Source organism: Streptomyces sp. NRRL S-340 (assembly GCF_000720185.1).
Taxonomy (GTDB): domain Bacteria; phylum Actinomycetota; class Actinomycetes; order Streptomycetales; family Streptomycetaceae; genus Streptomyces.
On the sequence record NZ_JOIY01000020.1, the window covers coordinates 135,647 to 159,896 of the forward strand.

Annotated in this window: 24 protein-coding genes; 13 read left to right on the plus strand and 11 right to left on the minus strand. The window is 74.8% G+C overall.

The features are described 5' to 3' along the window. Nucleotides 1-17: 17 nt before the first annotated feature. From IG64_RS17670 to IG64_RS17690, 6 genes are all read right to left on the minus strand, one after another. Nucleotides 18-863: a sulfurtransferase gene (locus IG64_RS17670; RefSeq protein WP_037857153.1), complete on the minus strand. Its 846-nt coding sequence runs from the start codon at nt 861-863 to the stop codon at nt 18-20. Nucleotides 864-993: 130 nt separating this feature from the next. After that, nucleotides 994-1,074 (minus strand): Ms5788A family Cys-rich leader peptide, encoded by an 81-nt coding sequence (locus IG64_RS43260; RefSeq protein WP_351055874.1) that lies wholly within the window; start codon nt 1,072-1,074, stop codon nt 994-996. Between the two features lie 238 nt (nt 1,075-1,312). Beyond that, on the minus strand, nt 1,313-2,032 hold the full coding sequence (locus IG64_RS17675; protein WP_037857156.1) for a DUF2993 domain-containing protein: 720 nt from the start codon (nt 2,030-2,032) through the stop codon (nt 1,313-1,315). Between the two features lie 117 nt (nt 2,033-2,149). Further along, nucleotides 2,150-3,526, minus strand: a complete 1,377-nt coding sequence (locus tag IG64_RS17680; protein ID WP_037857159.1) for a hypothetical protein — start codon at nt 3,524-3,526, stop codon at nt 2,150-2,152. Nucleotides 3,527-3,528: 2 nt separating this feature from the next. Beyond that, nucleotides 3,529-3,783 carry a MoaD/ThiS family protein gene (locus IG64_RS17685; RefSeq protein WP_037857162.1) on the minus strand — a complete coding sequence of 85 codons (255 nt, stop codon included), beginning with the start codon at nt 3,781-3,783 and terminating at the stop codon, nt 3,529-3,531. Between the two features lie 33 nt (nt 3,784-3,816). Then, nucleotides 3,817-4,806 (minus strand): alpha/beta hydrolase, encoded by a 990-nt coding sequence (locus IG64_RS17690; RefSeq protein ID WP_107474284.1) that lies wholly within the window; start codon nt 4,804-4,806, stop codon nt 3,817-3,819. Nucleotides 4,807-5,107: 301 nt separating this feature from the next. On the opposite strand from IG64_RS17690, the gene IG64_RS17695 reads away from it, so the two are divergent. From IG64_RS17695 to mshD, 7 genes are all read left to right on the plus strand, one after another. Next, nucleotides 5,108-5,908, plus strand: a complete 801-nt coding sequence (locus IG64_RS17695) for a response regulator transcription factor (RefSeq protein WP_037857168.1) — start codon at nt 5,108-5,110, stop codon at nt 5,906-5,908. A 368-nt stretch (nt 5,909-6,276) separates the two neighbouring features. Then, nucleotides 6,277-7,299, plus strand: a complete 1,023-nt coding sequence (locus tag IG64_RS17700; protein ID WP_078884063.1) for a LacI family DNA-binding transcriptional regulator — start codon at nt 6,277-6,279, stop codon at nt 7,297-7,299. A gap of 175 nt (nt 7,300-7,474) precedes the next feature. Then, nucleotides 7,475-8,656, plus strand: coding sequence for a S1C family serine protease (locus IG64_RS17705; protein WP_037857175.1), 1,182 nt, complete (start codon nt 7,475-7,477; stop codon nt 8,654-8,656). Between the two features lie 172 nt (nt 8,657-8,828). Continuing rightward, entirely contained in the window at nt 8,829-9,029 is a 201-nt protein-coding gene (locus tag IG64_RS17710; protein WP_051813003.1) for a hypothetical protein, read from the plus strand. Between the two features lie 130 nt (nt 9,030-9,159). After that, the gene (locus IG64_RS17715; RefSeq protein ID WP_037857176.1) at nt 9,160-9,915 is read left to right on the plus strand and encodes a response regulator transcription factor; all 756 of its coding nucleotides are present in this window, start codon (nt 9,160-9,162) and stop codon (nt 9,913-9,915) included. Next, on the plus strand, nt 9,912-11,366 hold the full coding sequence (locus IG64_RS17720) for a HAMP domain-containing sensor histidine kinase (RefSeq protein ID WP_037857179.1): 1,455 nt from the start codon (nt 9,912-9,914) through the stop codon (nt 11,364-11,366). Before IG64_RS17715 ends, IG64_RS17720 begins: the two co-directional genes overlap by 4 nt. Nucleotides 11,367-11,491: 125 nt before the next feature. After that, nucleotides 11,492-12,412: a mycothiol synthase gene (mshD, locus tag IG64_RS17725; protein WP_037857181.1), complete on the plus strand. Its 921-nt coding sequence runs from the start codon at nt 11,492-11,494 to the stop codon at nt 12,410-12,412. Here the strand turns inward: mshD and IG64_RS17730 are convergent. From IG64_RS17730 to IG64_RS17750, 5 genes are all read right to left on the minus strand, one after another. Then, nucleotides 12,390-13,082 (minus strand): ABC transporter, encoded by a 693-nt coding sequence (locus IG64_RS17730; RefSeq protein WP_078884067.1) that lies wholly within the window; start codon nt 13,080-13,082, stop codon nt 12,390-12,392. The genes mshD and IG64_RS17730 overlap by 23 nt on opposite strands. Nucleotides 13,083-13,144: 62 nt before the next feature. Continuing rightward, on the minus strand, nt 13,145-14,728 hold the full coding sequence (locus tag IG64_RS17735; protein WP_037857183.1) for a hypothetical protein: 1,584 nt from the start codon (nt 14,726-14,728) through the stop codon (nt 13,145-13,147). Beyond that, entirely contained in the window at nt 14,725-15,588 is an 864-nt protein-coding gene (locus IG64_RS17740; protein ID WP_037857187.1) for an ABC transporter ATP-binding protein, read from the minus strand. Before IG64_RS17740 ends, IG64_RS17735 begins: the two co-directional genes overlap by 4 nt. A 112-nt stretch (nt 15,589-15,700) precedes the next feature. Then, nucleotides 15,701-16,588: a hypothetical protein gene (locus IG64_RS17745; RefSeq protein ID WP_037857188.1), complete on the minus strand. Its 888-nt coding sequence runs from the start codon at nt 16,586-16,588 to the stop codon at nt 15,701-15,703. Continuing rightward, a complete protein-coding gene (locus IG64_RS17750) occupies nt 16,585-17,136 on the minus strand; it encodes an RNA polymerase sigma factor (RefSeq protein ID WP_037857191.1) in 552 nt (183 codons plus the stop codon). Before IG64_RS17750 ends, IG64_RS17745 begins: the two co-directional genes overlap by 4 nt. Nucleotides 17,137-17,292: 156 nt before the next feature. Between IG64_RS17750 and IG64_RS17755 the strand changes: the two genes are divergently transcribed. The 6 genes from IG64_RS17755 (at nt 17,293) to IG64_RS17780 (ending at nt 24,119) form a co-directional block, all read left to right on the plus strand. Further along, entirely contained in the window at nt 17,293-17,703 is a 411-nt protein-coding gene (locus tag IG64_RS17755; protein WP_037857196.1) for a GntR family transcriptional regulator, read from the plus strand. Next, nucleotides 17,700-18,629: an ABC transporter ATP-binding protein gene (locus tag IG64_RS17760; protein ID WP_037857199.1), complete on the plus strand. Its 930-nt coding sequence runs from the start codon at nt 17,700-17,702 to the stop codon at nt 18,627-18,629. The genes IG64_RS17755 and IG64_RS17760 overlap by 4 nt, the downstream gene beginning before the upstream one ends. Continuing rightward, nucleotides 18,626-19,657, plus strand: a complete 1,032-nt coding sequence (locus IG64_RS17765; protein WP_037857202.1) for a hypothetical protein — start codon at nt 18,626-18,628, stop codon at nt 19,655-19,657. The genes IG64_RS17760 and IG64_RS17765 overlap by 4 nt, the downstream gene beginning before the upstream one ends. Continuing rightward, on the plus strand, nt 19,654-20,481 hold the full coding sequence (locus tag IG64_RS17770) for a hypothetical protein (RefSeq protein ID WP_107474285.1): 828 nt from the start codon (nt 19,654-19,656) through the stop codon (nt 20,479-20,481). The genes IG64_RS17765 and IG64_RS17770 overlap by 4 nt, the downstream gene beginning before the upstream one ends. Before the next feature lie 166 nt (nt 20,482-20,647). Then, the gene (locus IG64_RS17775) at nt 20,648-23,002 is read left to right on the plus strand and encodes an RNA degradosome polyphosphate kinase (RefSeq protein WP_078884064.1); all 2,355 of its coding nucleotides are present in this window, start codon (nt 20,648-20,650) and stop codon (nt 23,000-23,002) included. Further along, entirely contained in the window at nt 22,983-24,119 is a 1,137-nt protein-coding gene (locus tag IG64_RS17780) for a CHAD domain-containing protein (protein ID WP_037857207.1), read from the plus strand. The genes IG64_RS17775 and IG64_RS17780 overlap by 20 nt, the downstream gene beginning before the upstream one ends. Nucleotides 24,120-24,250: the final 131 nt, after the last annotated feature.

Here is a 24,250-nt window from a genome sequence, read left to right on the forward strand (position 1 = left end):
GTACGGTCGGGTCCGTCTTACTTGCCGGAGCCCAGCTCGATCGGCACACCCACCAGGGAGCCGTACTCGGTCCAGGAGCCGTCGTAGTTCTTGACGTTCTCCACGCCCAGCAGCTCGTGCAGGACGAACCAGGTCAGGGCGGAGCGCTCACCGATGCGGCAGTAGGCGATGGTGTCCTTGGCGAGGTCCACGTCCTCGTCGGCGTAGAGGGCCTTCAGCTCCTCGTCCGACTTGAAGGTGCCGTCGTCGTTGGCGTTCTTCGACCACGGGATGTTCTTCGCGGACGGGACGTGGCCCGGGCGCTGCGACTGCTCCTGCGGCAGGTGGGCCGGGGCGAGCAGCTTGCCGGAGAACTCGTCGGGCGAGCGCACGTCGACCAGGTTCTGCGCGCCGATGGCCTTCACCACGTCGTCGCGGAAGGCGCGGATGGAGGTGTCCTGCGGCTTGGCCTTGTAGTCGGTCTTCGGACGCTCGGGCACGTCGGTGCCGTCGACCAGCTCGCGGGCGTCCAGCTCCCACTTCTTGCGGCCGCCGTCGAGGAGCTTGACGTTGTCGTGGCCGTAGAGCTTGAAGTACCAGTAGGCGTAGGAGGCGAACCAGTTGTTGTTGCCGCCGTAGAGGACCACCGTGTGGTCGTTCGAGATGCCCTTCTCCGACAGCAGCTTCTCGAAGCCGGCCTGGTCGATGAAGTCCCGGCGGACCGGGTCCTGGAGGTCGTCGGTCCAGTCGATCCGGATGGCGTTCTTGATGTGGTTCTTGTCGTACGCGGACGTGTCCTCGTCCACCTCGACGATGGCGATGCTCGGGTCGTCCAGGTGCTCCTGGACCCAGTCGGCGTCGACCAGGACGTCAGTGCGGCTCATGCTCAATCTCCTCCGGGGCAGTTACGGCGGGGCGTGCGGGTGCGTGGCTGCGCGCTCGGGGTGCGAGCGGCGCACGGATGCCCTTCGAGCAGGGCGGCTGGGAGACGCGGAGCCTCGGGAGGGCTTCCGCTCAGAAGGGGCGACAGAGCATGGCGGCAACGCGGCACAGGTCCACTGCCCGCCGCTTCGTGAGATCCGCCTGTCGCCTCATGCCGTCGATCGTAGGGAGGGACAGGCTGCCATGTCACCGGCGTGTCGCATCATGAGACGGGATGGTCCGCCATGTGGGACACCGGAGGAAATGAGCCAGAACCGGGGCGGTCCCGGGGCCGCCCGTCCCCGGCGGCGCAGCTGCGGTACGGACGGGGTGTCTCGCTCCTCGGACGTCATGGCGTGGGCTCAGGACGTCGTGACGTGAGCTTCGGACGTCATGGCAGGAGCTTCGGAGGTCATTGCGTGAGCTTGACGTGCGACCCCTTCACCGTGATCTCGACTCCGTCCTTCCCCGCCCGCACCGAGTCGAGCCTGATGCCTCCCGGCAGCTGGTCCAGGGCCTGCTGGAAGTCGGTGATGGCCCGCATCCGGCTCTCGGCGAGCGCGAGACCGGCCAGCTTGGGCATCCCGTCGGCAGTGACCCGCATCCTGTCGCCCTCGACCTCGATCGAACCCAGCACGTGGACCACCGGGAACGACGCGATCCGCACGGCCATCCTGATCTTGCCGTCGCCCCCGTCCGAGAGGCCCACCACCTGCGCCTTGAGGCCGAAGCCGATGTCGGTCGGCGTCGACTTGGCGGCCTTCAGCAGTTCGTCGTAGGCGATGGTCGCGGTGCCGGTGGCGCGGGCGGCGGTGGCCGAGCGGTAGTCGCCGGAGAACTCCACGCCCCTCATGTGGGCCTTCAGGTCGTCGATACGGATCTTGTCGCCCTCTCCGGTGGCCGCCTCGTAGTCCTTGATGCCGACCTCGACGTCGTCCAGCTCACCGCCCGCCACCTGGGTGAGGAACGGGAAACCGGCGATGGACACGTCGGGGGTGCTCGCCAGGTGCTCCGCGCTGCGCAGCCGGTCGGCGACCTGGCCCTCGGCGAAGTGCACCGCGACGCGGTCGACCACCACGAACAGCACGCCCAGGACCACGACGACGATCAGCAGTGCTCGCAGGGCGCGCATCCGGTGTTCCCCCACCTCATCCGTCCACGACGACCGGGCAGCCGTCCTTCGCGAGCGTAACCCCGCCCGGATGCGCGACCGCGGGATTGTCGATCACCTGTGACAGCACCGGACGGCTCAGCCCAGCGCGCGTCCCAGCACCCACACCACCGGCGCCGCCGCCGACAGCGGCAGGGCGACCCCGGCCGTGAAGTGCACGAAGCGGGAGGGGTAGTCGTAGGCGGCCACGCGGTGCCCGATCAGGGCACACACCGCGGCGCACGCCCCGAGCAGCGCGCCCTTGGCACCCAGGCCCGTCATGCCGCCGACGGCGATGCCCGCGCCCGCCGCCGCGAGCAGCGCGACGACCACCGACGCCGCGGCGGGCAGCGGCAGCGCACGCGCCAGGACGGCCACCGCGACCGCCGCCGCGCCCACCGCGACCGCGTCCGAGCCGCCCGCCAGATAGCCGGTCGCCAGGATCGACAGCGCCGCCGAGGCGACGGTCGCCATCAGGCCGTACATCCGTTCGTCCGGGTCGGCGTGGGAGCGCAGCTGGAGGACGAGGGAGAGCAGCACCCAGACGCCGAGCGTGCCCAGGATCGCCGCGGGCGCGTGCTCGCGGCCCGCGCCGAGCACCGCCACGTCGCTGACGAGCGCGCCCGCGAAACCGAGGGCGATGCCCTGCCGGGCGGGCCACATGCCGTTGAGCCGGAACCAGCCGGCCGCCGTCACCGCCTGGAGCACCACCAGCGGTACGAGCAGTGCGTACGTCCCGGCCTCGGCCGCACCGGCCAGCAACAGCCCGAGCAGCGCCGTCAGCGCGGCGGGCTGCATGCCCGGGTCGATGACCGGCGAGCGGCCCTCCGCGCGGGCCCGCTGGGCGTCGGTGACCCGGGTGTTGCCGCCGATGGTGGCGGGACCGTAGGCGGGCTCTTCGGCGGCCGGGTCCTCCGGGGCGGAAGGGGCCGCGGGGGCGGCGGAGGCCGCCGGGGCCGCGGGGGCCGTCCGGGCGGGGCCGGTGGGGGCCGGGCCCGCGTAGGCCGCCGACGGGTGCGGCCGCGGCCCGGCGTGCGGCCCGGGGTGGGCCTGCGGCTGCGGCTGGGGGTGGTCCACCTGGGGCAGGTAGGCCGTCTGTGCCGCGGGTTCCGGGGCGGCGACGACCGGCTGCCCGTGGGTCTGGGTGTCCCAGGTCTGGCCCTGCCACTGCTGGGCGGGACCGGCGTACGGATCGTCGTACGCCTGCTGCCTGCCGGGCCAGGCCTGGGGCTGGGGCTGGGGCTGGCCGTACGGGTACTGCTGCGGCTGGGCGGGCGGGTACTGCTGCTGGGGGGCGGGCGCCTGCGGGTGGGCGGGCTGCTGCCCGTACTGCTGCTGGTGGGGCTGGTGGGGCTGCTGTTGCTGCTCGGGGTGGTGCTGATACTGCTGGTGCTGGGCGGCGTAGGGGTCGTAGCCCTCGTACGCGCCCTGCCCGGAGCCGTCGTACCCGGAGCCCTCGTACGGCTGGTCGGTCATGCTCACCCTCCTGCGAACGGGGGGAGCACCTCGACCGTGCCGCCCTCGGTCAGCCGTACCGTCTCGTGATCGCGCGTTCCCACGGGGTCACCGTCGATGAGGAACGAGCAGCGCCGCAGGACGCGGACGAGTTCGCCGGGGTGGCGCTCGCGCACCGCGGCGAGCGCTCCGGCGAGCGTCTCCGCCTCGTACGGCTCCTCGGCGACCCGGGCCGCGGACTTCGCCGCCGCCCAGTAGCGCACCGTGACCTTTGCCATGCCGTTCCTCGAGTCACTCGGTAATGGACATGGTCAGGTTAGGCCCTCCCGGGAGAGGGCCCAGCGTGCGATGCGGTGCAGGAGGGCCTCGGGGGCGGCGTTCTCCGCGTGGCCCATGCCGGGCTCCAGCCAGAGTTCGCCCTGGTCACCGGCTGCCGCGGCCAGCATCCGGGGGTGGTCGAGGGGGAAGTACGCGTCCCGGTCGCCGTGCACGATCAGCAGCGGGGCGGGCGCGACGCGGGCCGCCGCCTCCACCGGGGAGAGCGGGACGGGGTCCCAGTCGCGGTGGTGGATCCGGGTGCGGAACGCGTACCGGCCGACCAGGCGGCCCTCGGGGCGCATGACCATCCAGTGCAGCCGGCGCATGGGGGCCGTGCCCCGGTAGTACCAGCGCGCCGGGGCGCTCACGGACACCACGGCGTCCGGGTGCTCAGCGGGCTCAGCGGGCTCAGAGTGCTCAGCGGGTTCAGAGTGCTCCGGATGCGCCACTCCGCGCGCCGTTGTGCGCCCCTCGGCGCCTGCGCCCGTGCGGGCCGCGGTGCCGGTCCTGGCTCCGGTGCCGGTGCCGGTGCCGCTCTCCGGCCGGTACAGCGCCGCGTGCCGCAGCACCACCGAGCCGCCCATGGAGAAGCCGACGGTCACCACACGCGCGTGCCCCAGGCTCCGCGCCCACCCCACCGCCGCCGCGAGGTCGAGCACCTCCCGGTCGCCGACCGTCGACCGCCCTGTGGAGGCGCCGTGGCCGCGGAAGGAGAACGTGACCACGGCGCCGTGGCGTGCGAACGCCTCCGCCACCCGGCGCACGTGCGGCCGGCCCAGGTCGCCCGTGAATCCGTGGGCGATCACGAACACCACGGGCGGCGTCCCGGATGCCGCCCCCGCCACCGTCCCCGGCTCGTACAGCGCGTCGACCGCCACCCCGTCCGCCGTGCGCAGGAACCTCCTGACCCGCGCGGACGGCGCCGTCTCGGACTCCGGGACGATCGTCGAACGCGCCACATGACCTGCCGAATCCGAGCCCATGTCGGCTATTGTGCTGCGAAGAGGACTCGGGCAGTGAAGCCCCCGGGTCCTTTTGTGCTTTCGGCGGCCGTTGTATACGACGCGGGAAACCGCAGGTGTACGGCGCCTTCGGGGGCACAGTGGCTCTTGGGTTCGTGCAAGGCCCGGGATCCGCGGCGGGTCCCAGGGCGCGGGATCCGCACCACAGACGAAGCGACGAACAGTGCCGCACACGTCCTCGCAGTGGACCCGAGGAGGAACCAGACGCCATGGACGAGCGAACCGTGCACGACCATACGACGACCCGGACAGGGGGGTCGCGATGAGTTCTCTGCTGCTCCTGACCAACGCACTCCAGCCGTCGGCGGAGGTGCTCCCCGCCCTCGGCCTGCTGCTGCACAACGTGCGGGTGGCCCCGGCCGAGGGGCCCGCGCTCGTCGACACCCCGGGCGCCGACGTCATCCTGATCGACGGGCGGCGCGACCTGCCGCAGGTGCGCAGCCTGTGCCAGCTGCTGCGCTCCACCGGGCCGGGATGTCCGCTGCTCCTCGTCGTCACGGAGGGCGGCCTGGCGGCCGTCACCGCGGACTGGGGCGTCGACGACGTGCTGCTCGACACGGCGGGCCCCGCCGAGGTGGAGGCCCGGATCCGGCTGGCGATGGGCCGCCGGCAGATGGTCGACGACGACTCGCCCATGGAGATCCGCAACGGCGACCTGTCCGTGGACGAGGCCACCTACAGCGCCAAGCTGAAGGGCCGGGTGCTGGACCTCACCTTCAAGGAGTTCGAGCTGCTCAAGTACCTCGCGCAGCACCCGGGCCGCGTCTTCACCCGTGCCCAGCTGCTCCAGGAGGTCTGGGGCTACGACTACTTCGGGGGCACGCGGACCGTCGATGTGCACGTACGGCGGCTGCGGGCCAAGCTCGGCCCCGAGCACGAGTCCCTGATCGGCACCGTGCGCAACGTGGGATACCGGTTCGTCACCCCGGAGAAGCCCGAGAAGGCGGACCGCCCCGCGGGCGAGGACAAGGGCGGGACGAGGACGGCCGGCCGCACCGGGCGCGGGACCGGCGAGGCCGGCGACAGCGCCGCCACCGGCGCCCCGGCCCGCGCGGAAGCATGAGCGGGCGCGGGCGGCTCGGACGCCGGGCGTGAGGGCGCGAGGCGTGAGGGGCGCGGGGGGGCTCGCACGCCGAGCGCGAGGCGTGAGAGGCGCAGGAGGCGTGCGGAGGTGTGAGCGGGCGCGGGGGCGTGCGGGCGCGAAGGAGGCGTGAGCGGGCGCGGGGGGCGTGCGGAGGCGTGAGCGCGGCGGTCTCGCGCGCGAGGCCGGCCGGGTGCGGGCGAGGCCCGGGAGAGGCGCGCCCGGAGGTGCCGGCGGCCACGGAGGGTCACGGGGCCGGCGGGCGCACCGTGCGGGCCTCGCGCCGGGGCCGCACATCCACGCACTGATACTCCCTGCCCGGGGGGTGTCCATCCGCGTAGACTCCGCGCGTGGCCAAGGTGACTCGGGACGACGTGGCGAGACTGGCGGGGACTTCCACCGCCGTGGTCAGTTATGTCATCAACAACGGACCCCGGCCGGTCGCCCCGGCCACGCGCGAGCGCGTCCTCGCCGCGATCAAGGAACTGGGGTACCGCCCCGACCGGGTCGCCCAGGCCATGGCCTCGCGGCGCACCGACCTGATAGGCCTGATCGTCCCGGACGCCCGCCAGCCCTTCTTCGGGGAGATGGCGCACGCGGTCGAGTGGGCGGCGGCCGAGCGCGGCAAAATGGTCCTCGTCGGCAACTCCGACTACGTCGCCGAGCGCGAGGTCCACTACCTGCGCGCCTTCCTCGGGATGCGCGTCTCGGGGCTGATCCTCGTCTCCCACGCGCTGAACGACCTGGCCGCCGCCGAGATCGACGCCTGGGACGCCCGCGTGGTGCTGCTGCACGAACGGCCCGAGGCCATCGACGACGTCGCCGTGGTCACCGACGACCTGGGCGGCGCCCAACTCGCCGTGCGCCACCTCCTGGAGCACGGCCACGACTACGTCGCCTGCATGGGCGGCACCGCGGACACCCCCGCCGTGGGCGACCCCGTCTCCGACCACGTCGAGGGCTGGCGCCGTGCGATGGCGGAGGCCGGGCTCACCACCGAGGGACGGCTGTTCGAGGCGCCCTACAACCGCTACGACGCCTACCGGGTCGGCTTGGAGATCCTCGCCGGTCCGGACCGTCCGCCGGCGATCTTCTGCTCCACCGACGACCAGGCGATCGGACTGCTGCGGGCCGCGCGGGAGCTGCGCATCGACGTGCCGGGCGAGCTGGCGGTGGCCGGGTTCGACGACATCAAGGAAGCCCCGCTCGCGGACCCGCCGCTCACGACGGTCGCGTCCGACCGGTCCGCCATGGCCCGCGCCGCCGTGGACCTGGTGCTGGACGACGGGCTGCGGGTCGCCGGGTCGCGGCGGGAGCGGCTGAAGGTCTTCCCCTCGCGGCTGGTGGTCCGCGGTTCCTGCGGCTGCGGCTGACCTCCGGGCCGCACGCCGCGCCGCCGTGCCCCGCGCCGGTCACGCCGCGCGCCGCGGCCACCCGCTGCGGCCCGCTCCTCACGGCCCGCACTTTTATATCGGGCATACGAGGTTCTGTCGGGCTTTTCAGCGTGGACTCAGGAAGCTCTCATGAACGCGGGTCACTCTCAATGACATGACCGAGAGCATCCGCCGCAGCGGCGAGTACGAGTACCCCCAGGGTGACGGACAGGCCCCGACCGGCTCCGCCTCGCCCGTGGACCCGGAGTGGCCGCCCCCACCGGCCTACCCCCCGGCGCACGCTCCCGCGCAGCCCGCCGCCGCCGGGCCGGGCACGTACGGCACTCCCGGCGCACACGGCGCACACGGCGCGTACGGAACTCCTGGTGCGCCCGGCATGCACGGCGCGTACGGCGCGCATGGTGGTGGGAACGACGGCGGCACCGCTCTCCTGCCCCCCGCTGCGGCCGGCTCCGCTCCCGGGCCCAGGAAGCGCGCCCGGGGACCGCTCGCACTGCTCGCCGCCGTGGCGATCGCGGCGGCGGCCGTCGGCGGCGGCACCGCCTACGCCTTTCAGCAGCTGACCGGCAAGGACACCGTCGCCTCCAGCAGCACCAGCACCAACGTGGTGCCCTCCAGCCAGCGCGGCAGCATCGCCGCGATCGCCAAGGCGGTCAGCCCGAGCGTCGTCGAGATCACGGCCACGCTGGACAACGGCACCTCCACCGGCTCCGGCGTGGTCATCAGCAGCAGCGGCGAGGTCGTCACCAACAACCACGTGATAGCGGGCGCCTCGACGGTCAAGGCGCGGACCAGCGACGGCGACACGTACACCGCGCGGGTGGTCGGCACCGACAGCTCCAAGGACCTCGCGCTGATCAGGCTGGAGGGCGCCTCCGGCCTGAAGCCCGCGGCCCTGGGCAACTCCGACGGGGTGGCGGTCGGCGACCAGGTCGTGGCCATCGGGTCCCCCGAGGGCCTGACCGGCACCGTCACCAGCGGGATCGTCTCCTCGCTCAACCGGGACGTGACCGTGTCCACCGAGGAGGACCAGAGCCGGCAGCAGGGCGACGGCCAGTGGCCGTTCGAGTTCGGCGGCCGGCACTTCAACGGCGACACCGGCTCCTCGACCACCACCTACAAGGCGATCCAGACGGACGCGTCCCTGAACCCGGGCAACTCCGGCGGTGCGCTGATCGACGCCAACGGCAACATCATCGGCATCAACTCGGCGATGTACTCGGCGGCGGCCGCGTCGGACTCGTCCAGCGCGGGCAGCGTCGGCCTCGGCTTCGCCATCCCGGTCAACACCGTCAAGGCCGACCTGGCCAAGCTGCGCTCCGGCGCACAGAACTGACCGGCCCCGGCCCGGCCGTCCCCGCCCCACGAAGGTGTCCGGCGGCCGGCAACGGGCAACCGGCAACCCACGACTGACCATCGACAACCGGCAAGTGCCAACTGGCAACCGGCAGGACGGAAGAGGACCCGCAGGACGAGAACGCGCACCCCCGCACGACAAGGAGCACGTCATGATCCAGCAGCTCACGCACCAGACGACCGGCACCCCCGACGAGAGCGCCCGCGCGGACATCCCCGTGAGCCGCGCCCCCCGGACCGCCCCCGCCCCCGCCGCGGCGGCCGTCCCCCACCTGATGGGCCTGCGGATGCCCGCCACCCGCCCGCACCGCCACAAGGTGCCCCTGGGACGGCTGACGGCCGTGGCGGCCTGAGCGGCCGCGCGCCGCGCGGCGGGTGTCGGACATGCGAATCTGGGAGCGTCCCCTCACGGGCCTGGAGAGCGACCCACCGGTCGTCCCGCCAGGCCCGGCCGGCCCCGAGGAACCCGAGGAACCACGACCGATGAGCCCCGCCGACGGCGACCGCGACCGTGACGACCGCGACCGTGCCGCCCAGCGCATCCTGATCGTCGACGACGAGCCCGCGGTGCGCGAGGCCCTGCAGCGCAGCCTCGCCTTCGAGGGGTACGACACCGAGGTCGCCGTGGACGGCGCGGACGCGCTGGAGAAGGCGGGCGCCTACCGGCCCGACCTGGTCGTCCTCGACATCCAGATGCCCCGCATGGACGGCCTGACCGCCGCCCGCCGGATCCGCGGCGCCGGCGACACCACCCCGATCCTCATGCTGACCGCCCGCGACACGGTCGGCGACCGGGTGACCGGGCTGGACGCCGGGGCGGACGACTACCTCGTCAAGCCGTTCGAGCTGGACGAGCTGTTCGCCCGGATCCGCGCGCTGCTGCGCCGCAGCTCGTACGCGGCGGCCGTGGACGACACGGTCGACGAAGGGGACGTACTGGCCTTCGCCGACCTGCGCATGGACCTCGCGACCCGTGAGGTGACACGCGCCGGACGCCAGGTGGAACTGACCCGGACCGAGTTCACGCTCCTGGAGATGTTCATGGCGCACCCGCGCCAGGTGCTCACCCGGGAGCAGATCCTCAAGGCGGTGTGGGGCTTCGACTTCGAACCCTCGTCGAACTCCCTCGACGTCTACGTGATGTACCTGCGGCGCAAGACCGAGGCGGGCGGCGAGCCGCGCCTGGTGCACACCGTGCGCGGGGTCGGGTACGTCCTGCGGCAGGGCGGCGCGGAGTGAACAAGGCGGTGCGCCGGTTCCGTTCCCTGCCGATCCGCTCCCGGCTCGCCCTGCTGGTGGCGGCGGCGGTGGCGTTCGGCGTGGCCGCGGTGTCGGTGACGTGCTGGTTCATCGTCCAGGGGAAGCTGATCCAGCAGATCGACGAGGACCTGAAGGCGACCAGCAGGCCGGTCAGCTCGCAGAGCGTGGCGAACCTGCTGGCCGACTGCACCACCACGCCCCGCCCCTCGGACGACCGCGGTCCCGGCTCCGCCGACTACTACGTCCAGGTGATCAGCGCGACCGGCGGGACCTGCGTCTTCACCAACTCCGTCGGCACCGTCCGGGTCACCGGCGCGGACACCGCGATCGCCCGGAACGCCGGGCAGGGCATCGAGCGGCTGCACGACGGCACGGACACCGACGGCAACCCCGTACGCGTGCTGACCTCCCCGCTGCTCATCGCCTCCCCCGCGGGCCCCCAGCTGTACCCGGGGCACGCGCTGCTGATCGCCACGCCGCTGAAGGACACCGACAAGACCCTCAACGACCTGGCGCTGCTGCTCCTGCTCGTCTCCGGGATAGGGGTCGTCGGCGCCGGTGCCGCCGGGCTCGCGGTGGCCCGCGCCGGTCTGCGGCCGGTCGACAAGCTCACCGAGGCCGTCGAGCACGTGGCCCGCACCGAGGACCTGACCATCCGCATCCCCGTCGAGGACGACAGCGAGGACGAGGTCGCGCGGCTCTCGCGCTCCTTCAACTCGATGACCGCGTCCCTGGCGTCCTCCCACGACCTCCAGCAGCAGCTGATCGCCGACGCGGGCCACGAACTGCGCACGCCCCTCACCTCCCTGCGCACCAACATCGAACTGCTCACCCGCAGCGAGGAGACCGGCCGCCCGCTGCCCGAGGCGGACCGCAAGGCGCTGCTGGCGTCCGTGAAGGCGCAGGTGACGGAGTTGGCCGCACTGATCGGCGACCTCCAGGAGCTGTCCCGTTCGGAGGGGCAGCGCGGCGAGCGGATCCAGGTGATCGCGCTCCAGGACACCGTGGAGGCGGCGCTGCGCCGCGCCCGGCTGCGCGGCCCGGAGCTGACCCTCACGGCGGACCTCGAACCCTGGTTCGTCCGGGCCGAACCGGCCGCCATGGAACGCGCGATCGTCAACATCCTGGACAACGCGGTGAAGTTCAGCCCCGAGGGCGGCACCGTGGAGGTGCGGCTCACCGACGGCGTCCTCACGGTCCGCGACCACGGTCCCGGCATCCCCGCCGACGAACTCCCGCACGTCTTCGACCGCTTCTGGCGCTCCCCGAGCGCCCGCGCCCTGCCCGGTTCGGGTCTCGGCCTGTCCATCGTCGCCCGCACGGTCCGCCAGTCCGGCGGCGAGGTGACCCTGACCCGGGCCGAGAACGGCGGCACCCTGGTGACGGTCCGCCTCCCGGGTGCGCCCACCCCGCCCCCCGAACTGCCCTGACGGCCGCGGCATCCGGCAGCCCGGCCGCTCCGGACGGCCCGCCGGTCCGAGAACGTGTCCTGATCAGCGGAGCGGACCGGGGCGACACCGCCGCGTCCGGGCGCCCGCTCTGTACTCTCGAAGGCATGACCAGCGACGAGACCGCACCGATCGCCCGCTCACTGGAGACGCTCCGCGAACTCTCCCCGGACCAGGCCGACGCCGTGCTCGCCCTGCTGGCCGCGGCGGCCCACGACGACGGTCAGCAGGCCGTGTCCGAACAGGGCAGGCTGCACCTGCGCGGCGGCGCGCGCGAGGGCGTGTCGCACCTGCTGCTGCGGGTCGACGGCGACCTGGTCGGCTACGCCCAGCTGGAGGACACCGACCCGGTGGAGGCGCCCGCGGCCGAGCTGGTCGTGCACCCGGCGCACCGCGGGCACGGGCACGGCCGGGCGCTCGGCTCGGCGCTGCTCGCCGCCTCCGGCAAGCGGCTGCGGGTGTGGGCGCACGGCGGCCACTCCGCCGCCCGGCACCTGGCACAGGTCCTCGGGCTGACCCTCTTCCGCGAACTGCGGCAGATGCGCAGGCCGCTCGCCGGTTTCGAGCTGCCCGAGCCGGTGCTCCCCGAGGACGTCACCGTGCGGACGTTCGTCCCCGGCCAGGACGACGCCGCGTGGCTCGCCGTGAACGCGGAGGCGTTCGCCCACCACCCCGAGCAGGGTTCCCTCACCCAGCGGGACCTGGACGCCCGCAAGGCCGAACCGTGGTTCGACCCGAGCGGGTTCTTCCTGGCGGAGCGCGCGGGCCGGCTGGTCGGTTTCCACTGGACCAAGGTGCACGCCGAGGAGGGGCTGGGCGAGGTGTACGTCCTCGGCGTGCGGCCCGGCGCGCAGGGCGGCGGCCTCGGCAGGGCGCTCACCGTGACCGGCCTGCGCCACCTGGCCGCGCGGGGCCTGCCGACCGCGATGCTGTACGTCGACGCCGACAACAAGGCGGCGGTCGCGGTCTACGAGCGGCTGGGCTTCACCACGTACGAGACGGACCTCATGTACCGGACGGAGATCTGAGGGCGCCGTGCCGGGCGTCGCGGGCCGGTGGGCCTGTCCGGTCACGGCGCCGCCGGCGGCGCCCCAGGGGTTCCGGCTGGCACGCCGCCCAGGTCGCCGCCGCCGCGCCCAGGACACCCGCCCACCAGCGGTGCGCCACCGCCCAGTTCGGGTCGGCGGGGTCCGGCAGCAGGCTCCACCGGTGCGGTGCCAGCAGCGCGGCGACCGCGAGGACGAGCAGGGTGAGCGCGGTCGCTGCCCCCGGTCCCGGCTCCGCGCACCAGCGCACCGAGAGCGCCGCGAGAGCGAGCGCCGCCGCCGCGACGGCCGCCGCCTCCAGGGTGAGGGCGCCGGCCGGCGGGCGGGCGGGGTCCGGCACGAGGAGCAGTGCGGCGCCCCACCAGAGCGCGGCGAGCGGGGCGACCAGCGCCAGGCGCAGTCCGGTGCGTACGGGCCGCCGTACCGGGACCGCCGAGGTGGTGTCCCGGGCGGGGTCGTCGAGCAGGAACGCCAGCCCGAGCCCGCCGACCAGCGCGACCAGGCGCAGTACCGCCGTCCCCTCGGCCGGGCCCTCTCCCGCGCCGGACAGCAGCCGAAGGCTCCCGGCGCTCAGCAGTCCCAGCCCGGCCGCCGCGGCGAGCACCCGCCGGGGCAGGGACCGCCACACCGGCCCCAGCAGGGCGCCGGCCACCGAAGCGGTGCCGCCGGGGGCCGGCGGGGCGCCGGCCGGCCGGGTCGTGCCGCCGCCGTGCCTCACTCCTCGCACGAGTTCCCCGCCCCCTTCCCGTGGCCCACGCCGGGCACGTCCAGCAGGTCGGCGACACGGGCCGTCGACGTGCCGGGCGCGGTCAGCTCGGTCCAGTGCGCCTTCACGGCGGAGGCGGTCTTCGCGCGCGGGCGCTCCAGCAACGTCCGTACGACCGTGGTCTGGGCGGCGCTCATCCGCAGGCCGCCCGTGGGCGTCAGCACGGAGGCGCTGCCCTCGGTGCTGTCGTCGAGCCGGACGTCGCGCAGGGCTTCGAGCGGGTCGGTGGAGGCGCCCAGCGCGAGCCACATGACGGTGACGACGCGGCCGTCGCACAGCTCGGCGCCCGCCCGTTCGTCACCGGCGACCAGGACGGAGGCCAGGCCCACGGAGAACTCCGGGACGCGGTTGCCGCCCCAGCGGGTGCGGACCGTGGCCGTGCCGGGTGCGGTGAGCGGGTCGTAGGCGCTGCTGCCTTCCAGCCCGTAGCGTGTCTCGACGCGCTGGCGCACCGTCAGCGGCCGGGCCGCGGCGCCGGGGCCGGCGAGGGAGCGGACGCGGTCGACGGCCTTCGCCCAGTCGCCGGTGCGGCCGGCCCACTCGGGCAGCGCACAGTACGTCGTCGCACCGCGCGCCACACAGGTCTCCACCGTCTCCGGGTGCTCGGACACCCGGGCGCGGGCCGCCAGGAGCGCGGCGGACGGGCCCGGGGACTGTCCGGCGATCCCGGCGGCGGTCGCGGCGAGCGCGAGGACGGCGAACGCCTTGACGCGCGGCGAGCGCCCGCCCGAGCGCAGCAGCGCGGCGCCCAGCAGGAGGCCGGTCAGGCCGGCCAGGTAGAGGGCGTGCCAGGCGGCCGGGCGGCCCACCAGGGCGGACGGGAACGGGTCGGCGCCGTCCTCGGTGACGACCGGGGACAGCCAGTGCCGCCAGTGGGCTCCGTCCGCGCCCGTGGTGAAAAGGGTGCCGGCCAGGAAACCGCCGACGACGACGAGCGGTGCGGCGAACGGGGAGGGGATCAGCCGGGCCAGGAGCACGCCCGCGACCCCGGCGAGCAGCACGACCAGCGGGGCCACGGCGAGTTCGGCGGCAGAGCCGTGGCCGACCGCGCCCGGCCGGAGCGCGTCGCAGGTGAAGCGGAAGGCGACGACGAGGGCGGTGAACAGCGCGAACGGGACGACGGACAGGGCGTGCGCGAGGGTGCGCCGCCACGGCTCCATGACCAGGGTGGCGAAGTGCTCGTCGGTTCCCCGGCGCCGTGAGCGCAGCACGGCCCGGTCGGCGCAGACGAACAGGGCGAGTCCCAGCAGCAGGGCACCGCTCTGGGTGGCCCGGTCGGCGTCCTGGAGGGCGGGGTGGTCGGCCATGCCCTCGCGGCCGGTCAGCTCGTGCCAGCCGGCGTGGCCGGAGTACGTCTGCCAGACGGTGGCGGCGAGGTACACCGCGAAGAAGAGCAGTACGACGGGCCGGCGGGCCAGCAGGCGCGCCTCGGCGCGGGCCAGGACGAGGACGGCACGGGCGCGCCGGGCCCCGGGTGCCCCGCCGGCGGCGGCCAGGGAGGCGGCCGGGGCAGGTGCGGTGGTGGTGGTCATCGGGCCGCCGCCTTCGTGCCGGAGTCGTCCAGGGTGAGCAAGTAGCCGTCTTCCAGGGTCGGTTCGAGCAGGCGGGCACCCTCGGGCGGGTCGCCGACGTTGCGGAAGTCGCCGGTGCCGGTGCGCCATCCGGCGCGGGCGGCCGGATCGCGTTCGGCGCTGCTCCACACCCGGCCCGCGGCCCGTGCGGTCAGTTCGGCGGGGGTGCCCTCGAAGCGGATCCGGCCGCCGGCCATGACGATCACCCGGTTGCAGAGCATCCCGACGTCCTCGGTCTGGTGGGTGGAGAGCAGCACGGTGCGGCCCTCGGCGGTGCGGGTGACCAGGTCCCTGAACCGCATCCGCTGCTCGGGGTCGAGGCCGACGGTGGGTTCGTCCAGGACGAGGAAGCGGGGGCCGCCGACGAGCGCGGCGGCGAGGGCGACACGCTGGCGCATGCCGCCGGAGAGCTTCTTGATGCGCCGTCCGCGCACGTCGCCGAGGCCGGCCTCCTCCAGGACGCGCCGCACCTCTTGGTGGCGGGCGCCGCGGTCGGTGAGCTCCTTGAGGATCGCGACGTAGTCGACGAACGCGAACGCGGTGAAGTCCGGGTGGAAACCGGGGTTCTGCGGCAGGTAGCCGAGCAGGCGGCGCACCGCGAGGCGGCCGTCGGTGGTGCCGGGGTCGTGGCCGAGCACGGTGAAGGCGCCCCGGTCGGCGGGCGCGGCGGTGGCGAGCACCCGCAGCAGCGTGGTCTTCCCGGCCCCGTTGGGGCCGAGCAGCCCGGTGATGCCCTCCTCCAGGCGCAGGGACACGTCGTCGAGGACGGCGGTGCCGCCGTAGCGGAGGGTGAGCCCGGAGGCGGAGACGGTGACGGTCACGAGGCACTCCCGTGCGAAGGATCGGTGCGGTTCACGTGGGCGGGCCGGGCGGGCCCGGCGGGGGCGGGGCCGGGCTCCCGTACGAAGGTCACGGCGGCTTCCCGTACGGAGGTCATGACGGGTCGCCGTACGGCAGGCCGCCGTGCGGGGCGCGCGCCGGGGACAGGTCGAAGCGGTCCCGCAGGCGGTAGAGGAGGACGGCGGCGAGGGCGGCGATCGCGGCGGCCGTGCCCTGTCCGGCCGCCGTGAACGGCGGCAGGGGCCCGCCGCCGTGCCGGGTCGCGTGCGTCACCAGCAGGCAGACCGCCCAGGCGCCGCCGGTCAGGGCGGGGGCGAGGACCGGGCCGAGCCGGGGGGTGAGGGCGAGGCCGGTCGAGGTGAGGGCGAGCGCGGGCAGCAGCCAGCCCAGGGCGCGCAGCCCGTAACCGGGCAGGGCGAGGGTGGCGAGGCCGTTGACGACGAGCCCGGTGGCCAGGACGGCGACGGTGCGCACCATCACCAGCCGGAACCCGTGCAGCGGGGCGACCACGGCCGTCTCGTACGCCGGGTCGAGCGCGGGTCCGTAGGCGAGCGCCACGCCCGCGAGCGGCAGCAGCGGTGCGAGCGCGAGGAAGAGGGTCGGCGAGTCGGGTGCGCGCACCGTGTCGGACAGCGCCGCGGTCATCACCAGCACCGCGGCGACCGCGATCAGCCACGAGCGGCGCAGCACCGGGGTGGCGGCCAGCAGCCGCGCGGTGTGATCGGCGACGCCGCAGCGCAGCAGCAGCGCCTCCAGCGGTCCGGGGCGGGGCGCGTCCAGTTCGGCGTCCAGCCGGGCCCAGCCCTCCTCCAGTGCCTGTGGGTCGGCGAGCGCGGCGAGCCGGGCCCGGCACCGGGCGCAGCCGGCGAGGTGGGTGTCGGCGGACCACAGCAGCGGCGGGGCGAGTTCGCCGCGGTCGTAGGCGCGCAGGTGTTCGTCGGCGACGTGCCAGGTCTTTCGGGGTGTCGTTCCGCCGTTCATGCCAGCGCCTCCCGCAGTTGCTTGCGGGCGCGCAGGGCCCGCGTCTTGACCGTGCCGGGCGGGATGCCGAGCAGCACGGCCGCCTCCCGGGTGGTGAGTCCGTCGACGACGGTGGCCTGCAGGACGGCCCGCAGTTCCGGTGAGAGCCGGGTGAGGGCGCCGGCCAGGTCCCCGTGCTCGACCCCCGCGAGCACGCGTTCCTCGGCGGACGCCTCGTCGCGGTGGCGCAGCCGGGCCAGGGCCTGGCGCATCCGGCCGCGCGCGCCGTCGCCGCGCAGGGCGTCGATCAGGCGGCGCGAGCCGATCCGCCACAGCCATCCGGCCGCGTCCTGGGCGGCGGCCTCCTCGCGGTAGCGGGCCTTGCCGCGCCAGACGGCGAGGAAGGTCTCCTGGACGACGTCGTCCACCGTCGCGGGGTCGGCGCAGCGGCCGCGCAGCCGCGCGGTCAGCCACGGCGCGTACCGCCGGTACAGCTCTTCGAAGGCGCGCCGGTCCCGGTCCGCCGCGATCGCCCGCAGCAGGTCCCCGTCGCTTCTCGTTCCGCTCACGTCTCCTCTTCGCACGGACCCCGCGATCCGGTTCACGCCGGGCCCACGGGGCTCCGGTGCACGGCGGGCCGGGCCGCGGGCCGGGGGCGTTTGACTTTCCCGACCATCTTGCACCACCCTTTCACTACTCAATTAGTGAAAGGGTGGTGCGCGGGGGTGCTCGAATACCGCATCGACCGGCACAGCGGGGTGGCCACCTACATGCAGATCGTCCAGCAGACCAGACAGGCCCTGCGCCTGGGCGCCCTGCGGCCCGGCGACCGGCTGCCCACGGCCCGCGAGGTCGTGGAGGCCACCGCCATCAATCCCAACACCGTGCTCAAGGCCTACCGCGAGCTGGAACGCGAAGGACTGGTGGAGGCCCGCCGCGGCCTCGGCACCTTCGTACGCCGCTCCCTGGGCACCGCGCCCGCCGACGACTCCCCGCTGCGCGCGGAGCTGGACGGCTGGGCCGCGCGGGCCCGCGCGGCCGGCCTGGACCGCGACGACGTGGCCGCACTCTTCACCGCCGTACTCGACCGACACTTCGCCCCGCGCGAAGAGCACCTCCAGGGAGACCCCTCATGACCGACACCGGCACGGCACTCGAGGCAGCCGCGCTGGGCAAGCGGTACGCCCGGCGCACCAAGGGCTGGGCGCTGCGCGAGTGCACCTTCCGGCTGCCCGCCGGCCGCGTCTGCGCCCTGGTCGGCCCCAACGGGGCGGGCAAGTCCACCCTGCTCACCCTCGCCGCCGGCCTGCTCGCCCCCACCGAGGGCCGTGTCAGCGTCCTCGGCACCGACCCGGCGAGCGCCCGCACCCGCGTCGGCTACGTCGCCCAGGACAAGCCGCTCTACCCGCAGCTCACCGTCGCCGAGACGCTGCGCATGGGCGCCGACCTCAACCCGGGGCGCTGGGACGCGGCCGGCGCCGAACGGATCGTGGCCGCCGGCGACCTCGACCCCGGGGCCCGCATCCGCGCCCTGTCCGGCGGCCAGCGCACCCGGGTCGCCCTCGCCCTGGCCCTCGGCAAGCGTCCCGGGCTGCTGCTGCTCGACGAACCGATGGCCGACCTGGACCCGCTGGCCCGGCACGACCTCATGGGCGTCCTGATGGGCGAGGCCGCCCGGCACGGCACGACGATCATGCTGTCCTCGCACGTCGTCGCCGAGCTGGAGGACTCCTGCGACCACCTGCTGCTCGTCGGCGGCGGCCGGATCCGGCTGGCCGGTGACATCGACGACCTGCTCGCCGCCCACACCCTCGTGACCGCGCCCGCCGGCACCGCCGGACTGGCCCGGCACACCGTCGTCGAGTCCCGCACCACCGGCCGCCAGGTCACCGCGCTGATCCGGCCCGCCGGCGCCCTCCCCGGGGACTGGCGCACCGGCCCGCCCAGCCTGGAGGAACTCGTCCTCGCCCACCTGCGCAACCCCTCGGCCCCCGCCCTGGACGGGTCCGGCGGGAGCCCCGCGCCCCAGGACAACCGCACGACCCAGGAGAGCCGCGCATGACCGCCCTGACCGCCCCGACCGGCCCGGCCGCCGCCGGGTCCCGCGCCGGCCGGCCGCACCTGGTGCGCTGGCTGCTGCGCCTGCACCGCCCCGCGCTGTACGTGTGGGCCGGGCTCGTCCTCGTCCTCGCGGCCGGACTGCTGTGGCTGTGGGGCCCGCTCGCCGACGCCTCGGCGAGCGCCTGGCGGCAGTACAGCGCCTGCGGCATGTCCCCGCGCTGTTCGTACGACCAGGACGCGATCGTGCGCTACAAGGACGTCTACAACTACACCACCCTCGCCCTCAACGCCCTCCCGCTGCTGGTCGGCGCCTGGGCCGGCGGCTCGCTGTTCGGGCGGGAGCTGGAGAGCGGCACCGCGCGGCTCGCCTGGGCCCAGGGCGTCACCCCCGCCCGCTGGCTGGCGACCCGCCTGGCCGTCCCGGCCGCGCTGGTCGCCGTGGGCACCGGCCTGCTGGTGCTGCTGCACAACCGGGCCTGGTCGGCGGCGCGCGGCCGGGTCGACACCGCCAAGGGCTGGACCGACACCTGGACCCTGCACGCCAACGGGCCCACCACCGTCGCCGTCGCCCTGGCCGCCCTCGCCGCGGGCGCGCTGGCCGCCCTGCTGTGGCGGCGCACCCTGCCCGCGCTGGTCACCGGCCTGTGCGCGGCCGCCGCCCTGCGCGGCGTCGCCGGCCTGGTCCTGCCCCACATGTGGCCCGCCGTCACCCGCGTCACCACCTTGGAGCAGGGTTACGCCGGCGGCGGACTCCCGCTCGGCCACGGCCTGGTCACCGCCACCGGCGCGCACGTCGCCGACCCCGGCTGCGCCTCCCCGGACCCGGGCGCGTGCGCCTCGGCGTACGCCAAGCTGCACGCCACCGGCTTCTACACGCAGAGCCAGCCGTTCTCCCACTTCTGGCCGCTGCACCTCGCCACCAGCGCCCTCGTCCTGGTCCTGGCCGGTCTGCTCGCCTGGGCCGCGTTCAGCGTCCTGCGGCGCGGCACGCGCCTGGCGGCGCCCCTCCGCAAGGGGGCCGGCGCGTGAGCACCGCACTCGTCCAGGGACTGCCCCGCGCGGTCCTCACCGTGCACCGCGCCGCGCTGCTGGTGTGGGGCGCGTTCGTGGCCGGCACGATCGGCTGGCTGGTGTGGCTGAACGAGGTCACCGCCGAGCGGGCGCACGCCTCCGCCTCGCCGTTCGCCGCCCTCGACTACAGCGACCCGACCGGCTGGATCGCCACGTTCGTCTGCTACAGCTTCCTCGCCGTGGCCGCGTTCGCGGGCGCCTCCCTCGTCGGCCGCGAACTGGAGTCGGGCACCGCACGCCTCGCCTGGACCCAGGGCGTGAGCCCCACCCGCTGGCTGACGGCCAAGCTCGCCGTGCCCGCCGCGGCCCTCACCCTCGGCGCCGGCGCCCTCGTCCTGGCCTACCGCTGGGGCTGGGCCGCCCACCGCGACCTGATGCACGACAACTGGTCCTACGCCGACGTCTTCGTGGCCCGCGGTCCTGCCACCGTGGCCTACGCCCTGTGCGCCCTGGCCGTCGGCGCGCTCACCGCACTGCTCGTCGGCCGCACCCTGCCCGCCCTTGGCCTCTCCTTCGCCGCGATGTGGCTGCTCCACTTCCTCCTGGAGGCCGTCCGGCCGCACCTGTGGCCCGCCGTCACCCGGACCTCGGCGGACCCGGTCGTGCTGCCGCACGACGCCTACCTGCTGCGGGAGGGCGGCAACGGCGAACGGTACGTCGCGACGTACCACCCGCAGTCCCACTTCTGGCCGCTGCACCTGCTGGAGACCGGCATCGTCCTCGCCGTCACCACCGCGGTCACCGCCGCCGCGTTCACGGTCCTGCGCCGCCGCACGGCCTGAGCACACCGGCGGGGGCGGGCCGGGGGCAGACCCCCGCCCGCCCCCGGCCGCCCCCGGCCGCCGGGCCCGCCGCGGAGCGCCCCGCACCCCCGCGAGCCGCCCCCCGCTATCCCGCACGTCATGTCTCCGTAACCGGTGATTCAGACAGGCTTGCGACGCTCGCTCAATGAGACCCGCCGTGCCCGAGCCTTCGCCGCCCCCCGAGGGGTCCGCAGCCGCGCTCCCGCCCGCGCCTTCCGACGCGCCTGCCTTCCCCGCCGCGCGGAAGAATGGATCCATGAGCCAGCCAGACACCCAGGCAGCAGCGCAGCAGGTCCCGCACCACCAGCCCTCCGTGGGCTCCCTCGCGGCCCACCGCCCGCACGCCGTGGCCGCGGCCGTCTCCGATCTGGACCCCGACCTCGATGCCGACCTCGACGCGTACGAGGAGGCGCGGGACGGCGAGGACCAGCTGCCGCAGGGCCGCTTCCTCGACCGCGAACGCAGCTGGCTGGCGTTCAACGAACGTGTCCTGGAACTGGCCGAGGACCCCGACACGCCCCTGCTGGAGCGCGCCAACTTCCTCGCGATCTTCGCCAGCAACCTGGACGAGTTCTTCATGGTCCGCGTCGCCGGACTCAAGCGCCGCATCGCCACCGGCGTCGCCACCCGCTCCGCCTCCGGCCTCCAGCCCCGCGAGGTGCTGGAGATGATCTGGGCCCGCTCGCGCGAACTCATGGCCCGGCACGCCGCCTGCTACCAGGAGGACATCGCCCCCGCCCTCGCGGAGGAGGGCATCGAACTGGTCCGCTGGAGCGAGCTGACCGAGAAGGAGCAGGCCCGCCTGTTCACCCTCTTCCGGCAGCGCATCTTCCCCGTGCTGACCCCGCTGGCCGTCGACCCCGCGCACCCCTTCCCGTACATCTCCGGCCTCTCCCTCAACCTGGCCGTCGTCGTGCGCAACCCGGTCACCGGCCACCGCCACTTCGCCCGCGTCAAGGTGCCGCCGCTGCTCAACCGCTTCCTGGAAAGCTCCCCGGGCCGCTACGTCCCCCTGGAGGACGTCATCGCCGCCCACCTGGAGGAGCTGTTCCCGGGCATGGAGGTCCTGGAGCACCACACCTTCCGGCTCACCCGCAACGAGGACCTGGAGGTCGAGGAGGACGACACCGAGAACCTCCTCCAGGCCCTGGAGAAGGAACTGATGCGGCGCCGCTTCGGGCCGCCGGTGCGCCTGGAGGTCGAGGAGTCCATCGACCGCGAGGTGCTCGACCTGCTGGTGCGCGAGCTGAAGATCAGCGAGGCCGAGGTCTACCCGCTGCCCGGCCCGCTCGACCTCACCGGCCTCTTCCGCATCCACAGCCTGGACCGGCCCGAGCTGAAGTACCGCAAGTTCGTCGCCGGCACCCATCGCGACCTCGCCGAGGTCGAGTCGGCCTCCCCGCCGGACATCTTCGCCGCGCTGCGCAGCCGGGACGTGCTCCTGCACCACCCCTACGACTCGTTCTCCACCTCCGTGCAGGCCTTCCTGGAGCAGGCCGCCGCCGACCCCGACGTCCTCGCCATCAAGCAGACCCTGTACCGGACCTCGGGCGACTCCCCCATAGTCGACGCCCTCATCGACGCCGCCGAGTCCGGCAAACAGGTCCTCGTCCTGGTCGAGATCAAGGCCCGCTTCGACGAGCACGCCAACATCAAGTGGGCCCGCAAGCTCGAAGAGGCCGGCTGCCACGTCGTCTACGGGCTCGTCGGCCTGAAGACCCACTGCAAGCTGTCGCTGGTGGTCCGTCAGGAGGGCGACGACACCCTGCGCCGCTACAGCCACGTCGGCACCGGCAACTACCACCCCAAGACGGCCCGGCTGTACGAGGACCTCGGACTGCTCACCGCCGACCCGCAGGTCGGCGCGGACCTCTCCGACCTGTTCAACCGGCTCTCCGGCTACTCCCGCCGCGAGACCTACCGGCGCCTGCTCGTCGCCCCCAAGTCCCTGCGCGACGGCCTGGTCTCCCGCATCCACAAGGAGACCCAGCACCACCGCGCCGGCCGGCCCGCGTTCATCCGGATCAAGGTCAACTCCATGGTGGACGAGGCCGTCGTCGACGCGCTGTACAGCGCCTCGCAGGCGGGCGTCCCCGTCGATGTCTGGGTACGCGGCATCTGCGCCCTGCGCCCCGGCGTACCGGGCCTGTCGGAGAACATCCGCGTCCGCTCCATCCTCGGCCGCTTCCTGGAGCACTCGCGCGTCTTCGCCTTCGGCGGGGGCGGCGAGCCCGAGGTGTGGATCGGCAGCGCCGACATGATGCACCGCAACCTCGACCGCCGTATCGAGGCCCTGGTACGGGTCACCGACCCCGCCCACCGGGCCGCCCTCAACCGGCTGCTCGAAACCGGCATGGCCGACACCACCGCCTCCTGGCACCTCGGCCCGGACGGCGAGTGGACCCGGCACGCGACCGACGCGGACGGCCAGCCGCTGCGCAACATCCAGGAGACGCTCATAGACGCCCGGAGGCGCCGGCGTGGCACAGCAACACCTTGACCCGACGCAGAAGCGCACCACCGCCGGACCGCCCCCCGCACCCCACCCCCAGGGCGGCACGCCCACCGCGGACGGCCTCGCGGCCTATCTGCGGGCGCAGGCCACGGAGTTCCTCCGGGCGCTGCGCCTGCACCGCGAGACCGGCCCCGCCGCGGGCGCCGGCGAGGAGGCCGCCGACGCGGCGCGCGCCCTGCGCCGCTCGGCCCGCCGCATCAGCGGCAGCCTGCACACCTTCCGGGGCGTCCTCGACGAGGCCTGGGCCGAGGAACTGCGGCCCGAACTCGCCTGGCTCTCGGGCACCCTGGCCCGCGAACACGCCTGCCAGGCCCGGCTCGACCGGCTCCTCGCGGCCCTGAACAGACTCTCGGGAACGGCCGGCTTCCCCGCGCCCGCGACCGCTGCCGCTCCGGCGCACGCGGTCGCGGGCGGCCGGGCCGCGGGCCACCTGCCGCGGCCGCCCGCACCGGACCGCGGCAACCTCACCGTGGGTGCCGCCAAGGCGGGCGCCCTGCTGGACCGCCAGCTCACCCTGGCCCGCACCCGTGCCCACTCCACCGCCCTGCAGGCCCTGGGGTCGAGCCGCTTCCACGCCGTCGCCGACAAGGTCGCCGTACTCGCCAGCGACGTCCCGCTCACCCCCGCCGCGCACGCCACGGACCTGCGCGCCCTCGCCGCCGCGGCCGAGGAGCGCCTCGCGGACGCGGTCGCCGCCCTGCCGCTCGTCACCGCGGGCAGCCCCTACAACGCGGAGGCCCTGATCCACGGCCTGTCCGCGGACCCGGCCCCGCACCCGCAGGACGCCCCCTGGCACCAGGTCCGCCTGCTGCTGCGCCTGCACCGCTACGCCCAGGAGGCCCTGCACGGCACGCAGGAGGCCACGCGGACGGCCGCCGACGGCCGGCTGCCGGCGGCGGGCCGGGCCCTGGACCGGCACCGCGACGCCTCCGAGGCGGCGGCGGCCGCGTCCTCGGCGGCCCGCACCCCCCGCATCGCCCCGGCGACGGCGTACGCGCTCGGCGTGCTCCACGCCGACCAGCGGCACGAGGTGGAGGCGGCCAGGTTCGCCTTCCAGCAGACCTGGCTGAAGCAGACCGTGGGCGCCGGCCGAGAAGGATGACAAGGACCGGAAGGGCACGCCCGGCGGGAAGGACGAGACCGGCGGGATCGGCGGGATCGGCGAGGGGTACGAGCGGGGCCGGAGCGCGGTGACCTCCGCGGCGGGCGCGGCCGGTCGGCTGCGCCCTGCGG